13 protein-coding genes are annotated in these 14663 nt (G+C 70.1%); 6 read left to right on the plus strand and 7 right to left on the minus strand.

Annotated features, from left to right (window positions below; translation table 11 throughout):
- Positions 1-103 precede the first annotated feature (103 nt).
- Positions 104-2653 carry a tetratricopeptide repeat protein gene (locus ACFVT5_RS12045; RefSeq protein WP_389884829.1) on the plus strand — a complete coding sequence of 850 codons (2550 nt, stop codon included), beginning with the start codon at positions 104-106 and terminating at the stop codon, positions 2651-2653.
- 7 nt (positions 2654-2660) lie between these two features.
- A complete protein-coding gene (locus tag ACFVT5_RS12050; RefSeq protein WP_389884831.1) occupies positions 2661-3551 on the plus strand; it encodes an aminoglycoside phosphotransferase family protein in 891 nt (296 codons plus the stop codon).
- 131 nt (positions 3552-3682) lie between these two features.
- Here ACFVT5_RS12050 and ACFVT5_RS12055 read toward each other — a convergent pair whose 3' ends face one another.
- Positions 3683-4138, minus strand: coding sequence for a hypothetical protein (locus ACFVT5_RS12055; RefSeq protein ID WP_389884834.1), 456 nt, complete (start codon positions 4136-4138; stop codon positions 3683-3685).
- 284 nt (positions 4139-4422) lie between these two features.
- Between ACFVT5_RS12055 and sigJ the strand changes: the two genes are divergently transcribed.
- From sigJ to dnaN, 3 genes are all read left to right on the plus strand, one after another.
- Complete coding sequence (gene sigJ, locus ACFVT5_RS12060) at positions 4423-5406, plus strand: RNA polymerase sigma factor SigJ (protein WP_389884837.1); 984 nt, start codon at positions 4423-4425, stop codon at positions 5404-5406.
- Positions 5407-5433: 27 nt separating this feature from the next.
- Positions 5434-7593, plus strand: coding sequence for an MMPL family transporter (locus ACFVT5_RS12065; protein WP_389885284.1), 2160 nt, complete (start codon positions 5434-5436; stop codon positions 7591-7593).
- 473 nt (positions 7594-8066) lie between these two features.
- Positions 8067-9257 (plus strand): DNA polymerase III subunit beta, encoded by a 1191-nt coding sequence (dnaN, locus tag ACFVT5_RS12070; RefSeq protein ID WP_389884840.1) that lies wholly within the window; start codon positions 8067-8069, stop codon positions 9255-9257.
- Between the two features lie 17 nt (positions 9258-9274).
- Here the strand turns inward: dnaN and ACFVT5_RS12075 are convergent, their stop codons facing one another.
- Complete coding sequence (locus tag ACFVT5_RS12075; protein ID WP_389884843.1) at positions 9275-10225, minus strand: DMT family transporter; 951 nt, start codon at positions 10223-10225, stop codon at positions 9275-9277.
- A gap of 70 nt (positions 10226-10295) precedes the next feature.
- Here ACFVT5_RS12075 and ACFVT5_RS12080 point away from each other — a divergent pair, with 70 nt between their 5' ends.
- On the plus strand, positions 10296-11255 hold the full coding sequence (locus ACFVT5_RS12080; protein ID WP_389884846.1) for a LysR family transcriptional regulator: 960 nt from the start codon (positions 10296-10298) through the stop codon (positions 11253-11255).
- Here ACFVT5_RS12080 and ACFVT5_RS12085 read toward each other — a convergent pair.
- The 5 genes from ACFVT5_RS12085 to ACFVT5_RS12105 form a co-directional block, all read right to left on the minus strand.
- Positions 11245-12162: an NADP-dependent oxidoreductase gene (locus ACFVT5_RS12085; protein ID WP_389884848.1), complete on the minus strand. Its 918-nt coding sequence runs from the start codon at positions 12160-12162 to the stop codon at positions 11245-11247. The two genes, ACFVT5_RS12080 and ACFVT5_RS12085, sit on opposite strands and share 11 nt — an antisense overlap.
- 103 nt (positions 12163-12265) lie before the next feature.
- Positions 12266-13060, minus strand: coding sequence for a YihY/virulence factor BrkB family protein (locus tag ACFVT5_RS12090; protein ID WP_389885287.1), 795 nt, complete (start codon positions 13058-13060; stop codon positions 12266-12268).
- A gap of 106 nt (positions 13061-13166) precedes the next feature.
- A complete protein-coding gene (locus ACFVT5_RS12095; protein WP_389884850.1) occupies positions 13167-13691 on the minus strand; it encodes an Asp23/Gls24 family envelope stress response protein in 525 nt (174 codons plus the stop codon).
- 129 nt (positions 13692-13820) lie between these two features.
- Positions 13821-14186: a hypothetical protein gene (locus tag ACFVT5_RS12100; RefSeq protein WP_389884852.1), complete on the minus strand. Its 366-nt coding sequence runs from the start codon at positions 14184-14186 to the stop codon at positions 13821-13823.
- Positions 14187-14212: 26 nt separating this feature from the next.
- The gene (locus tag ACFVT5_RS12105; RefSeq protein WP_389884855.1) at positions 14213-14647 is read right to left on the minus strand and encodes a DNA-binding protein; all 435 of its coding nucleotides are present in this window, start codon (positions 14645-14647) and stop codon (positions 14213-14215) included.
- Positions 14648-14663: the final 16 nt, after the last annotated feature.

Consider the following 14663-nt stretch of genomic DNA (forward strand, 5'->3'; position numbering starts at 1 on the left):
GGGCTTACGAACTGCCGTTGCCCTGACGGACGATGATGCCCCGCGAGACGCCGGTACGGCCATCGGCTGACCGGCCACAGTGCGGTGCCCCATGATGGACGGCATGACGGGAAACTTCCGGCGTTCCGGGGGCGACGGGCGCCCGGGGGGACGGCATGTCGAAGCGGACCGGGGCTCGATAGCGGCGGGCGGCGACATCGGCAGCGCGGTCGCCCAGCACATCGAGAACGCGGTCGTCCTGCCGCCGGACGCGTACCGGCCGGTCACGGAGGTGCCGGCGCCGGAGCGGCTGTGCAATGTGCCCAGGGCGGATCTGTTCGTCGGACGCGAGGGTGAACTCGACGCGCTGGACGCCGCTTTCGCCTCGCCCGGCGATGTCGTGATCCAGGCCGTGCACGGACTCGGGGGCATCGGCAAGTCCGCGCTCGCCGCGCGCTGGGCCGGTCACCGGTGCGCCCGTAATCCCCGCTGGTGGATCACCGCCGACAGCGAGTCCGCCGTCGACTCGGGGCTAGCCGCGCTCGCCCTCGCCCTTCAGCCCGCCCTCACCGGGCTGCCCGAGTCCTTCCTGGTCGAGCGGGCGCTCCAGTGGCTCACCGCGCACGACGACTGGCTGATCGTCCTGGACAACGTGGACCGGCCCGAGCACGTGCGGCGGTTACTCGACCGGACGGGTACGGGGCGTTTCCTGATCACGACGCGCCGCGCCACCGGATGGCACGGCACCGCGACGCCGTTACGCCTGGATGTCCTGGAACGGGACGAGGCCGTGGACCTGTTCACGCGGATCGTGACGCACGGGCGACCCAGCACATCCGTATCCCTGCTTGAAGTCGCTCTACTCTGTGCCGAGTTGGGGTTCCTCCCGCTCGCCGTGGAGCAGGCCGCCGCCTTCTGCGCCGAGACCGGTACGGGGCCCCGGGAGTACCGGGGGATGCTTGCGGAAGCGCCGGGTGAGGTACTGGCGGACACCACCGAGGGCGGTGACACGGACCGGACGATCGCGCGGGTCTGGCGGATCACCTTGGACCGGCTGCCCGAGGGCTCCCGCATCCTGCTCCGCGTCCTCGCGTGGTTCGCACCCGACGCGATTCCCCGTTCCCTGTTCGAGGTTCTGGTACCGGCCCGGGAACTCGCCAAGTCTGTAGGCCCGTTGTTCGCCTACAACATGGTCACCGACAACGGGGACGGGACCTTGAGTGTCCATCGCCTGGTCCAGGCCCTTGCCCGCACGCCCGATGCCGATGACCCTTACCGCCGGAGCGAGGACATCGAAGCCGCGCGCCATACGGCCACCTTCTTGCTGTCCTCGGCCTATCCCGCGACCCCTCATGCGCTGTGGGCGTGGCCCCTGTGCCGGGCGCTCACTCCTCACGTGGTCGATCTGGCGAAGCACAGCCGGCCCGACGACGACCGGTCGCAAGCGGCTGAACTGCTGTACCACGCGGGGCAGTTCCTCGCCGCGCAAGGGGCCCCCAAAGAAGCCCTGCACCACCTTCACCGCGCGCACGACTACTGCGTACGGGCCCTGGGCGAGGACCATCCCAACACCCTGGCGGCCCGCAAGAACCTCGCCCACGCCTATCAGCAGGCCGGACAACTGGACCGCGCCCTCCGGTCCCACAAAGACCTCGTCAAAGACCTCACCCGCGTCCGGGGCAAGGACCACCGCCAGGTCCTGTCCGCCCGCACCGGTCTCGGCATCGCCCACCTCACGGCCGGCGAGTTGGATCGGGCGATGACTCTGCTCGACGCCGTCGTCAGCGACTGCGCGCGCCTCCTGGACGAGGACGACCCCCACACCCTGGTCGCCCGGATGAACCTCGCGAGCGTGTACGTGAGGGCCGGTGATCTGGACCGGGCCATACCGGCGCATGAGCGCATCGTCACGGACTGCGCGCGGGTGCTGGGCGAGGACGACTTCAACACCCTGGCGGCCCGTAACAACCTCGCCAACGCCTACCAGGAAGCCGGACACGTCGACCGAGCCGTCCGGCTCTACGAAGCCCTCGTGAGGGACGGCACACGGATCGCGGCCGAGGATGATCCCTGGAATCTGAGCGCGCGCAACAACCTCGCCGCCGCCTGTCAGGCGACCGGTGATCTGGACCGCGCCGTCACCCTGTTCGAGGACATCCTCAAGGATCGCGACCGCATCCTGAGCGAGGACCACCCGGACCTTCTGCTCAGTCGCGGCAATCTCGCCCTCGCCTACGAAGCGGCAGGCGATCCGGGTCGGGCAGTGAGCCTGTTGGACGATCTGGTCCATGACTACGTACGCCTCCTGGGCAAGGACCACCCTCACACCCTGACCACCCTGAGCAATCTCGCCTACGCCTGTCAGGCGACGGGCGACGTGGACCGGGCGATATCCCTCTTCGAGGGCGTCCTGAAGGACCGCGCACGCGTGCTGAGCAAGGACCACCCCGACCTCCTGGCCAGCCGCAACAACCTCGCCGGTGTCCACGAGATCTTGGGGGACCTGGACCGGGCCGTCCCGCTCTTCGAGAGTGTCGCGGCCGACTGCGTACGGGTGTTGGGCGAGGACCACCCGTTGACCCGGACCGTGCGGTCGAATCTGGCCAACGCGCGAACCCGTTCCCCGGGCGTCAGCGGAAATCCGGTCGACGGGGATGAGGCTCACGGGCTCTGATAGGGCCATGCGTCCGAAGCCTCCGATGCGTCCGAAGATCGACGCCGACCTCGTACGACGTCTCGTCGGCAGCCAGTTCCCCCAATGGGCCGACCAGCCCCTCGACTTGCTGGACCCGGCCGGTTCGGACCATGTGATCTACCGGCTGGGCGAGCGGCTGTCCGTGCGGCTGCCGCGTCACGCAGGGGCGATCGGGCAGGCCAGGAAGGAGTACGCCTGGCTCCCCCGGCTCGCCCCGCAACTGCCGCTGGCCGTCCCGGAACCGGTCGGTGTCGGTGAGCCCGACTTCGGATACCCGTGGCCGTGGGCGGTGTCCCGCTGGCTGGACGGCAAGGTGGCCACCGTCGACGCGCTGGCGGACTCCGCCGAAGTGGCTCTGGAACTGGCCGAGTTCCTGACCGCCCTTCAGCGATACGCGACCGATGAAGCCCCGGGCACCTCAGGCGACGACCTCACCGCCGAATCTCTGGCCGACCGGGACGAGGCGACCCGCACCGCCCTCGCCGAAGTGGACGGCGTCTTCGACACGGCGGCCCTCACCGAACTCTGGGACGCGGCACTCGACGCCCCCGCCTGGGACCGCGACCCGGTCTGGTTCCACGGCGACTTCCATACCGGCAATCTGCTGACGGTGGACGGCCGGCTCAGCGCGGTCATCGACTTCGGGAGCCTGGGAATCGGCGACCCCGCCCCCGACTTGATGATCGCGTTCACACTGATGTCGGCGGCGAGCCGGTCGGTGTTCCGCACCGCACTCGACGTGGACGACGCGACCTGGGCCCGGGGGCGGGGCTGGGCACTGACGACCGGCCTGAACGCGTACACGTCGTACGCGGCCGTCAGCCCCCGTATCGCCACCGCGACCACACGTCAGATCACGGAGACGCTGACCGGTTGATCACGCCGGTTCCTCGGTGGTCTCCGTCGCCGCGAGAACTCCGGTCCCGTCCAGGGGTGGGGACCGGAGATCGCGGTCATCACATCCGCCGCCGACCCCCGGGGTCAGCCGAGAGGGTCAGAGGCAGGTGTTCACTTCAGGGGCGACGGGTCGGCGACGGTCGTGCCCCACCTGCTGCACGTCTCCTCGATCACCCTCTTCGTCGTGTAGTCACCCAGGCACGCCTGAATGCTGATCTCCGTCGTCGGCGCGAGATCGGTCAACTGGACGTGCGTGCCCTGCTTGTCGGCGTAGTTGTGGTCCCAGGCGGTCCGCACGGTCGTCCCCTTGTCGTGCCGGATGTAACGCACCAACGCGTCCTGACCGTCGTCCGCCTTGTCGAAGACCATCACCTCGTTCATGCCCCACCACCAGTCCGCCTCCGCCGCGCAGAACCTGTAGTCGGGCAACAGCTTGTTGGAACACACCGTGTAGAGGCCGCCCTGTGCCGAGGCCGGCTCGGCGGACGCGGTCGAGACACCGACCGTACCGATCAGCGCGACGCCACCCAGGACGGCTGCACATCGCTTGAGCAAATGGGTCTTCATGGTCATTGCCTTCCCCGTAGAACGGTCCTGCCAGGCACGTGGTTCGCCCCAATTCACAGGACCACAAGGTGAGTTACGGACGGTGCCCGCTCTCACGCGGGCAGACAGTACCCGATCAAGAGTTGCGGATGTAATCGTTCCGCTACGACCGCGCCCTCGCCGATCCGCCGCCCTGGATCCGCCGCCCACACCTTGTGATGCGAGTCACATTCCCGGAATGGATGTCACACTCCGAGCACCCAAATCGCTCCCAACGCCAGAACGTATCCGCGACGGGAGGACCCATGACGCACCACCACCGCCCGCCAGACCCCCAGCCCGCCCTGTCCGAAGGCTGCCCGTGGACGGCGGTGTCGGATCCGGTGGCGAATGCCGCGACGCAGGTGTTCCACGAGCACCGTGAGCTGCTGTTCTCCCTCGTGTACAACATGCTCGGCGAAATCGCCGACACCGAGGACGTACTCCAGGAGACCTGGCTGGCCTGGACGAGCAGGAACCAGACACCGAACACGGACCCGATCGACAGCCCACGCGCCTACCTGGTGCGGATCGCGGTCAACCGGGCCCTCGCCCACCAGGCCGCCATCAGCCGGCGCCGTGAGACCTACACGGGACCGTGGCTTCCCGAACCGCTGGTCAGCTCCCTCCCCGGCGCTCCCGTCACCGAGGACGCCGCGGATATCGCCGTACGCACCGAATCGGTGTCGATGGCGCTGCTGGTGATCCTCCAGACCCTCACTCCGCTGGAGCGCGGGGTGTTCGTCCTGCACGAGGTGTTCGGCTACGCCCACACCGAGATCGCGGAGATCCTCGACCGCAGTCCCGCCGCGATCCGCCAACTCGCCCATCGTGCCCGCGAGCACGTCCAGGCCCGACGCCCCCGCTACCAGCCCGCCCCGCATGTCCGGCAGCAGGTGACCGAACGGTTCGTGGCCGCCGCGCTCGGCGGTGACCTGGACGCCCTCCTAGAGATCCTCGCGCCGGACGTGACCATGTGGAGCGACGGCGGAGGCAAGGCTCAGGGAGCCGTGGGCTCGCGGCCGGTCCGTGGCCGCGACAAGGTCGCCCGCCTGCTCGCCGCCGTCGCCCCCAGTTCCGGCATGGACCTCGACATCGCCTTCCGCAGCGTCAACGGCGACCCGGCGGTCCTGCTCCTGGACGACGACGCCCCCTACGCCGTCGTCGTCATCGACCTCACCCCGGAGGGCGACCAGGTGTGCGGGATCTACGCCATCGCCAACCCCGACAAGCTCTCTCGCGTCGACTGAACGCCGAGGACACTGCTCATGAGAGGAATGCACACGATGCGAAAACTGGCGTCCCTCCCCAGTGGCAGGAGGGCGAAATGGGTCGTCCTCGCCCTCTGGGTGGCCCTGCTGATCCCGGCCCTCATGCTGGCCGGCAAGCTCGGCGACGTTCAGGAGAACGACAACTCGGCCTGGTTGCCCGGTGACGCGGAGTCGACCGCGGTGGTCGAGCGGGCCGAGAAGTTCGGGTCCACCGACACCGTGCTCGCGCTGGTCGTCTACGACCGGCCCGGCGGCATCACCTCCGCCGACATGGCCAAGGCCCGAGCCGACGCGGCGGCCTTCCAGGACGTCGAGAAGGTCGTCGGGGAGCCACAGGGCCCACTGAAGTCCGAGGACGGCAAGGCCATCCAGACCGCGGTCCAGGTGCAGAAGGACAAGAGCGGCTGGGCCGGGATCAACAAGGTCGTCGACGCGATCACCGAGGTCGGCAAGAACGGAGGGGTCGGCGAGGAGGAGGACACGGGCGGGCTCGGGTTCCACGTCACCGGACCGGCCGGCTACGCGGCCGACTCGATCAAGGCATTCGGCGGCGGAGGCGGCCTCACCGCGATCACGGCGGCGGTCGTGGTCGTGATCCTGCTGCTCACCTACCGCAGCCCCGTACTGCCTCTGCTGCCCCTGCTGACCGCCGGCGGCGCGCTGATCACTTCGGAGGCGGTGATCTATCTCCTGGCGAAGAACGCCGGACTCGTCGTCAACACACAGACCAGCTTCATACTGACGGTGCTGGTGTTCGGCGCCGCCACCGACTACGCGCTCCTGCTCACCTCGCGGTACCGGGAGGAGTTGCGGCGGCACGAGGACCGGCACGAGGCGATGGCGGAGGCCCTGCACCGCTCAGGTCCCGCGATCATCGCCAGCGCCGCGACCGTCGCGGTCAGCCTGATGCTACTGATGCTGGCCACCCTCAACTCCACCCAGGGGCTCGGCCCCGCCTGCGCCATCGGCATCCTCGTCGGACTGCTCGCCATGGTCACCCTGATGCCGGCGCTGCTGGTCATCTGCGACCGCTGGATCTTCTGGCCGGTGAAGCCGGCGTACGGATCGGCCGGGGCGACCAAGGAGGGCATCTGGACCCGGGTCGGCAACGCCGTCGCCGGCCGCCCCCGCATCGTGTGGATCGGCACCGCTCTCGCCCTCGGCGTCATGGCGATCGGAGCGTTCGGGCTCAAGGCCGACGGGCTCTCCAACACGGACCAGTTCACCGACAAGCCGCAGATGGCCGTAGGCGAGGAGATCAAGAACAGGCACTTCCCGGCCGGATCGGGCGACCCCGTCTACGTCGTGGCCAAGGCGGCGTCGGCCGAGCAGGTGAGGACCGCGCTGTCCGGCGTACCAGGAGTCGCCGAGGTCTCGCCGCCGGTGGTCAAGGGTGACGAGGCCATGATTCTGGGGGAGTTGGCGGACTCTCCCACCAGCACGACCGCGATGCGCACCGTCGAACGGGCCAGAACCGCGGTCCACACGATCGACGGCGCCGACGCCCAGGTCGGCGGCAACACGGCGATCATGCTCGACACACGCGAAGCGGCCACCCACGACTCGAAGTTGATCATCCCCATCGTGCTGGTCGTGGTGTTCCTGATCCTCGCGCTGCTGCTACGGGCCATCGTCGCGCCGCTGCTGCTGATGGCGACGGTGGTGCTGTCGTTCGCGGCGGCCATGGGCGTGAGCAGCCTGGTGTTCAACCATGTGTTCCACTTCGCCGGTGCGGACGCCAACTTCCCCCTTCTGACCTTCGTGTTCCTGGTCGCCCTGGGCATCGACTACAACATCTTCCTGGTCACCCGGGTACGCGAGGTCGCCCTGCTGCACGGCACCCGGCGCGGCGCGCTGACCGGCCTGTCCACCACCGGGGGTGTGATCACCTCAGCGGGTCTGGTGCTGGCCGGAACCTTCGCCGCGATGGCCTCGCTGCCGCTGGTGTTCGCGGCCGAGCTGGGGTTCGCGGTCGCGTTCGGCGTGCTGCTCGACACCATGATCGTCCGCTCGGTCCTGGTCACCGCGCTGACCCTGGACGCGGACCGATGGATGTGGTGGCCCAGCGCGCTGTTCAGGCGCCAACTCACGCCCCAGCAAAGGGAGAAGGGCACGCCTGACCTCGAACCCGCGGGCGCGACAGCGGGACCCTCGGCGCGTACGTGACCGAGCCGAGCGCCGAGCCCCGGCATTCCCGCCCAGGGAATGTCGGGGCTCGGCTTTACTGACACGGCACCGGCGGTCGGCGATGGTCCGTTCCCGAACCGCCCAACTCGCCCTCGGGAACGTGGTGGAGCTGATCGTGTATCCGCCGTTCTCGGCGGGCCTCGGCATTGCGACGGCGCATGGGGGGAATCCCAACGTCATGGTGGTACGGACGGCCCCAGCCTGCCCAGGTACACGCCTTACAGCCGGGTTGGGCGGATAGTTGACCCATTCAGCCGGTACGAGACCGGCGTACTCGGGACTCCAGAGGCTAACTGCCCCTCATTTGGGCGGGATTACGCGACCGCGCACGCCACTTGCGGCTGCGGCTGATCCCCTGCCGTACGGGTCGTGACCAGCAGCGAGCGACTCCATTGTCAGTGGTGCCGTATAGCGTGCCCGGACCGGTTGGCACGACGGATGGGGATGGACGGATGGAGTTCCGGATCGAGCGAAGCGCCCTGGTGGAGGCTGTCGCCTGGGCGGCCAGGTCGCTGCCGGCGCGTTCGCCGGTGCCCGTGCTTGGCGGGCTGCTGCTGGACGTCGGGGAAGGCCGGCTCCGTATCTCGGGCTTCGACTACGAGGCGTCCGCGAACATCGAGGTGGCGGCGGAGACCACGGCCACCGGTCAGGTACTCGTCCTGGGCCGCAGACTGCTCGACATCTGCAAGGTGCTGCCCGATGCGACGGTGACCTGCGCGTTGGCGGGGTCGCGCTTCACGATCGAAGGCGGCGGTACGAGCTTCGGGCTTTCGACCCTGCCCACCGACGAGTACCCGGCCCTGCCCGAACTCCCCGCCTTCCGAGGATTGGTGGACGCGGCGGAGTTCGCCGCGGCGGTCGCGCAGGTGGCCATCGCCGCGGGCCGTGACGACTCGCTTCCGGTCCTCACGGGGATCCAGATCCGGCTGCACGGCGAGTCGATGACCCTCGCCGCGTCGGACCGGTACCGGTATGCGGTGCGTACGGTGCCGTGGAAGCCGGACGGGACGGCGCCGGAGGGTGCGGAGGTGGTGGTTCCGGGCCGCAGACTGACCGAGCTGTCCCGCTCCCTGGCGAAGTCAGGACTGATCCGTATCGGGCTGAACGACTCGGGTGGCTCGGGCGGTTCGGGTGGCTCGGGTGGCTCGGGCGGGAGCCTGATCGCCTTCGAAGGGGAGGGGATGCGCACGACGTTGCGGTTGCTGGAAGGGCGGCTACCGCGCTACGACGGCTTGTTCGCGCTGGGGAGCCCGGCCGTCGCGGTCACGCGGCGGGAAGCGCTGGCCGACGCGGTCCGCCGGGTCGCGGTCGTCGCGGAGCCGAACAGCCCGATCAGGCTCGACTTCTCCGCCGGTGGGACGGTCCTCCTCCAGGCGGGCTACGAGGACGACATCGCCTCACAGCGGCTCGCGGCAACGCTGACCGGCACCGAGGACATCACGGTCGCATTCAACCCCGTGTATCTGCTGGAGGCCCTGAACTCCTTCAACGCCCCCGCCGTGCGCTTCGAGTTGCTGGGCCCGGGACAGCGGGCGCTGCTCAGCGGTGCGACGGAAGGGCACGAGGAGGGGGACGGAAACGGGGACGACACTCCGCGCGAAGACCACCGTCATCTCCTCATGTCGGTACGACAGTTGAGCTGAGCTGAGCTGATCGGAGGTCATGCCCTTCGGAGTCCGAGGACGACTCCGAAGAGGACCAGCGCGGCGCCTGCGGCCTGGTGCACGGTGGCCGTGGCTGTTCCGGTCACGGAGAGGGCGATGAGGGACGCCACGGGTGTCAGGCCGTTGAAGAGTCCCGTCCGGCCCGCGCCGAGCCGTTCGATCGCTCCGTACCAGAGCAGAAAGACCACGGTGGTCACGCCGAGGGCGAGGAAGGCGAGTGCCGCGAACTCGACGGCTGTCGGGGCGCGCAGCACGGGTGTCCCGGTGACCGTCCGCGTGATCAGGGCGGCGACGAAGAGCATCACCGCCGCGAGCCCGCACGCGTACGTGGTGACGGTCAGCGCTCCCAGTTGTTCGGTGGGCGGTGCGCCGAGCAGCGTGATCGCGGCGCCGCAGGCCAGGGCGAGGCACGACCACGCGAACCCCGCCGCGCTCCACTGCACTTGACCGCCGGTGGTCAGCTGGGGCACGGCGGAACCGGCCGCCACACACAGCGCGCCGGCCATCAGATTCCGTGACGGGCGGGTGCGCGTGAGCAGAGCCCGGACCAGGACGATGACCAGCGGTGAGGCGCCGATGACGACGCCGACATTGCCCGGCGCCGTGAGCGAGACGGCATGGAGCAGGACGACGCCGTATCCGGCCATGCCCATCGCGGCCAGCAGGACGATCCACAGCGCCTGAACGGGGGTCGGGCGGACGAAGGTGTGTCCGCGTATGCGGGCCCAGAGGATCAGGAACACGGTCGCCAGCGCGTAGCGCGCGGCCTGCCCGCCCATGACCGGGAAGTCGCGGAGCCGCCCCGCGGCGGCCACGGAACCTCCGATGAGACACACCGCCGCCAGAGCCAGAGCGACCCCGGAGCGCTCTCGCGAACTCAGCATCCTCGCCTTCAGGGACTTCACGGACTTCGTTGCCGTCGTTGCCGTCGTTGTCGTTGCCGTCATGTCGCCAGGCTGGCAGCGTCAGGCGTTAAGCAGAAGTACGGTATTACTGACCCCGTCGTAAGGAGAACTAATGATCGAGGCACAGCGGCTGGCGCTGTTCCGCGAGGTCGCCCGGCGGGGAAGCTTCGCTCAGGCGGCGGGTGCCCTGCGGCTGACTCCCTCGGCGGTCTCCCAGCAGATGGCGGCCCTCGAACGTGCCGCGCGGACCCGGCTCTTCGAGCGCAGCACCCGAGGCGTCACGCTCACCGTGGCCGGCGAGGCCCTGCTCCGCACGGCGGACACGATCCACGGCGAACTCCACCGCGCGGAGAAAACACTCGCGCGGCTACGGGAGGAGGGGCCGCCCTCGCTGACCGTCGCCACCTTCCCCAGCGCGGGCGTGCTCCTGGTCGCACCCGCGCTGGCCGCGCTCAACAGCGGTGCGGAACCGCAGGTGGACACGACGGTGATCGAGGCCGAGCCCGTACGGGCGCTCGCCGCGCTGAACGACGGCAGCGCCAATGTGGCCCTCGTCTACCACTTCCAGAGCGAACGGCCCCCGCCGAGCTGGGCGGAGGCCGCGCGCCGGTGCGCGTATCACCCGCTCCTGGAGGACGAGTTGCGCCTCGTCGTGCCGTCGGGGCACGCACTCGCCCGGCGCTCCACGGCCCGGCTCGACGCGGTGGCCGACGACCCGTGGATCCAGGGCTGGGACCTCCCGGGCAACGCCCTCGACGCGCTCGCCGCCGCGCACGGCATCCGTCCCAAAGTGGTCTGCCGGTCCAGCGACTTCCGCTTCATGCAGGCACTGGTCGCGGCGGGCGTCGGTATCGCGTTCATCCCCCCCCCTCACCGTCGAGCCACACCCCGCCACCCACACCCTGACCGTGACCCCCACGGCGAAGCGGTACATCGGCGCCTACACCGCCCCCGGCACCCCACCGAACCAGACGTCCCGCGCCCTGCTGGCCACCCTGAAAAGCCAAGCCGCAGCCATACGCACGGCCTGATCACGCCCGATCAGGCCCGATCACGCCTGCTCAGTCCGTGACGCGGATGATCGTCTTGCCGGGAGTGCGGGTGCCGGGGGCGAACGCGGCGGCGGCCTCGGTGAGCGGCCGGACCGAACCGACGATCGGTGTGAGCCGCCCGTCCCGCAGCCGCCGGGCGAGGTCGGCGAGCCGGGCCCGGTCGGACTCGACCACGAAGAAGACGGCTCGCCCGTCCACGGGCCGAACGGTCACCGGCCGGGCGATGGTGACCAGCGTGCCGCCGGGACGGACCAGCGCGGCGGACCGGTCGAGGATGTCGCCGCCGATCACGTCGAACACCACGTCGACGTCATCGATGTCCTCAAGGCCCTCGGCCTGGAGGTCGACGAAGGTGTCCACGCCCAGCCCGAGCGCGGTGTCCCGGTCGCCGGCCCGGCCGGTGCCGATCACCCGCGCGCCGACCTCACGGGCGAGCTGCACGGCGAGGGAGCCGACGCCGCCCGCGGCGCCGTGGACGAGCACGGTCTGCCCCGTGGCGAGGTGGGCGTGGTCGAAGAGTGCCTGCCAGGCGGTGAGCCCGGAGATCGGCAGGGCGGCAGCCATGACGTGGTCGACGTCCGCCGGGAGCGGGGCGAGGTTACGGGCCTCGACGGCGGTGTACTCGGCCAGTGAACCGTCGCGCGTCCAGTCCGCGAGGCCGAACACTCGCTGGCCGATGGTCAGCCCTGTGGTTCCGTAGCCCAGCTCGGTGACGACGCCGGACAGCTCGTGACCGGGCACGCTCGGGGTACGGTCACGGCCGGCCCGGTCGGTCCAGGTGCCGGGCCAGGTCAGCTCGCCGGGGGTGAACCCGGCGGCGTGGACGCGCACGACGACGTCGTTCTCGGCGGCGTGCGGGTGCGGCAGTTCGGTGAGGGTGAGACCGCTGACACCGGCGTCGCGGTCCTGGACGGTGATGGCTCGCATGAGGGGTTCCCGGGCGGTCGGCGCTGTTGAGGTCACCCTTGCGACCGTAGGCGCGCAGCGCACCGGACAGGTGGGCCATTCGGCGGACCGGGTACTGGGCCATTCAGAGGTCCGGCCCCCGGTTCCCCCGCCGGAGTTCGGCCGTGAACTGGGCACCCGCCAGTAGGGCCAGGTTGGACAGCCAGAGCCAGACGAGGAAGACGACGACCCCGGCCAGCGACCCGTAGAGCCTGCTGTACGCGCTCAGGGTGGACGCGTACAGCGCGAACACCGCCGACGCGGACAGCCACAGTCCGGCCGCGAGCACCCCGCCGGGCACGCTGTAGCGGCGGGCCCGCGCCTGCGGTGGGCCGGTGTGGAAGACGACCACGACGAGCAGGGCCACCAGACAGCCGAGGAACGGCCACCTCAGCACGGACCACGCCACGGCGGCCGTGTGCCCGAGGCCGAGCAGTCCGCCGAGGGATTCGGCCAGCGGTCCCGTCAGCAGCAGGGTCAGCGCGCTGACGACGAGCAGACCGAGCACGGCGAGCGCGGTGAGCACCACCCGGTGGGCCCGGCGCCACACCGAACGTTCGTCGTCCAGCCGGTGCATCCGGTGCAGCGCGCGGCGGAAGACGGCCAGATAGCTGGAGGCGGACCACAGCGCGCTGCCCGTGCCCGCGATCAGCACCGTCCACGCGGCCGACCGCTGACGCACCGTCTCGCCGAGCGCCTGGTGCAGTTCGGCCCCGGACTGGGCGGGCGCGTACGCGGTGATGTGGGCGGTGAAGTCCTCCGCCGTGCCGGGGCTGATGAGCCCGAACGCGGTGACGGTCACCAGCATCGCGGGCAGCAGGCCGAGGATGGCGTAGTAGGTGAGCGCCGCCGCCCAGTCGGACGCGTCGTCGTTCCACATCGCGACCGGCGTACGGCGCAGGGCGGCGCGCCACCTCGCACGCGCCGGCGCCCGCAGGATCGCGCTGGTCACCCCCCGGACCCCCTGGACCCCCTGGACCCCCAGGTCACTCCACCCGGCCTTCGGCGGCGCCGGACTCCGTGTCGTCGTCGGGCAGGTGGACGTCGTTCACGGTGACATTGACCTCGACGACCTCCAAGCCGGTGATCCGTTCCACCGCCGCGATGACGTTCTCGCGCACATCGCGGGCGACGTCCCTGATGGCCACCCCGTACTCCACGACCAGGTCGAGATCGAGCGCCGTCTGCCGCTCCCCCACCTCGACCTTGACGCCGCGTCCGACATTGGGCCGGCCGCCCGGAACCCGGTCACGGACCGCGCCGAGCGTACGGGACAGGCCGCCGCCCATCGCGTACACCCCGGGGATCTCCCGCGCCGCCAGTCCGGCGATCTTGACGACCACGGCATCGGCGATGGACGTCTTGCCCCGGTCGGCGGCCGGTTCGCTCACGCCCGCCGTGCCGCCGCTGAGGGTCGTGGATCCCTGGTTCGCCGACGCCCGGGGCGAACTCGCTTCAGCAGACAGGTTCTTGACGTTCGAAGGGGCCTGCGGCTCTGCCTGCGTGGTCATGTCGGGGTCTCCTCGCTTCGCGTGCTGTGCGCTTCTGCCACCGCCTAGGACACCAGGGCGGGGGCCCTGTTACGCGGATTCCCCGAAAACTTCCGCGCACGCGCGAGGGCGCTCGACTCAGCAGCGGGTTCAGGGCTCGGGGCTCATGGGCTCGGTCAGCTCGGCGGATCGTGCGCGCCCTCGCGATAGCAGGTCGTAGCGGGCGAAGGTGTTCACGAACGCGGTGTCGACCCCTTCGGCATCGAAGATGTCCAGCAACTCGCCCAGATACGCGGCCTGTTCGTCCTCGTCCCGGATGTACTCACCGTCCAGCCGGACCGCCCTGCCGTCCGCGCCCCACTGGATGATCAGGTCCCCACGTCCACCCTTGTCGGCCGCCCCGCGATGGGTGGTGCACCCGAACTCGGTGACCGCGAAGGGCTTTTCCCGCGCTACTAGGGACCGGATGCCGGTACGGAAGCAGTTCGGAACCGGTGAGGAACACGACCTCGGCACCACTCCCCCGACCGAAGACCAGGGCCCTAAACGGAGCCCTCCGCCTCGCTGTTGACGCGGCTCGCCAACCGTTCGTACCGCTGCCGGGCCGCCTGCGGAGTGCCGAGCCCGAGCCCGAAGGCGATCTCCTGCCACGTCATGTCGCGCCCCCTGGCCATCCTCAGGAGCCCGGCTTCGAGTTCGTCCAACTCGCCCCGCACCAGCGGTACGAGGCTCAACGCGGCGGTGATGTCGGCGTGGTCCACGGCCGGTTCACCGTCATCGGGCAGCGCGGCCCCACTGAGCAGGAACGCCACGAGCCGTACAGCCTCATGCGGACCGAGGACCGACGGGTGCACCTGCCTACGGCGCTGCTCATCGGTGGCCGCGTGCCGCTCGGCGATCCGGAACAGAGCCGCGTACACACGCTGCGCACGCGCCTGTTCGGGCCTCGGGGGCGTGAAGGGATCGATGGCTTCCATGGGACAAGAATGCGGC

Source organism: Streptomyces sp. NPDC058001 (assembly GCF_042886315.1).
GTDB lineage: Bacteria > Actinomycetota > Actinomycetes > Streptomycetales > Streptomycetaceae > Streptomyces.

What these genes read in the sequence shown, in the direction of transcription:
- ACFVT5_RS12045 (WP_389884829.1), top strand. Translation starts at nt 104, where the DNA reads ATGACGGGAAACTTCCGGCGTTCCGGGGGCGACGGGCGCCCGGGGGGA.
- ACFVT5_RS12050 (WP_389884831.1), top strand. Translation starts at nt 2,661, where the DNA reads ATGCGTCCGAAGCCTCCGATGCGTCCGAAGATCGACGCCGACCTCGTA.
- ACFVT5_RS12055 (WP_389884834.1), bottom strand. Translation starts at nt 4,138, where the DNA reads ATGAAGACCCATTTGCTCAAGCGATGTGCAGCCGTCCTGGGTGGCGTC.
- sigJ (WP_389884837.1), top strand. Translation starts at nt 4,423, where the DNA reads ATGACGCACCACCACCGCCCGCCAGACCCCCAGCCCGCCCTGTCCGAA.
- ACFVT5_RS12065 (WP_389885284.1), top strand. Translation starts at nt 5,434, where the DNA reads ATGCACACGATGCGAAAACTGGCGTCCCTCCCCAGTGGCAGGAGGGCG.
- dnaN (WP_389884840.1), top strand. Translation starts at nt 8,067, where the DNA reads ATGGAGTTCCGGATCGAGCGAAGCGCCCTGGTGGAGGCTGTCGCCTGG.
- ACFVT5_RS12075 (WP_389884843.1), bottom strand. Translation starts at nt 10,225, where the DNA reads ATGACGGCAACGACAACGACGGCAACGACGGCAACGAAGTCCGTGAAG.
- ACFVT5_RS12080 (WP_389884846.1), top strand. Translation starts at nt 10,296, where the DNA reads ATGATCGAGGCACAGCGGCTGGCGCTGTTCCGCGAGGTCGCCCGGCGG.
- ACFVT5_RS12085 (WP_389884848.1), bottom strand. Translation starts at nt 12,162, where the DNA reads ATGCGAGCCATCACCGTCCAGGACCGCGACGCCGGTGTCAGCGGTCTC.
- ACFVT5_RS12090 (WP_389885287.1), bottom strand. Translation starts at nt 13,060, where the DNA reads ATGTGGAACGACGACGCGTCCGACTGGGCGGCGGCGCTCACCTACTAC.
- ACFVT5_RS12095 (WP_389884850.1), bottom strand. Translation starts at nt 13,691, where the DNA reads ATGACCACGCAGGCAGAGCCGCAGGCCCCTTCGAACGTCAAGAACCTG.
- ACFVT5_RS12105 (WP_389884855.1), bottom strand. Translation starts at nt 14,647, where the DNA reads ATGGAAGCCATCGATCCCTTCACGCCCCCGAGGCCCGAACAGGCGCGT.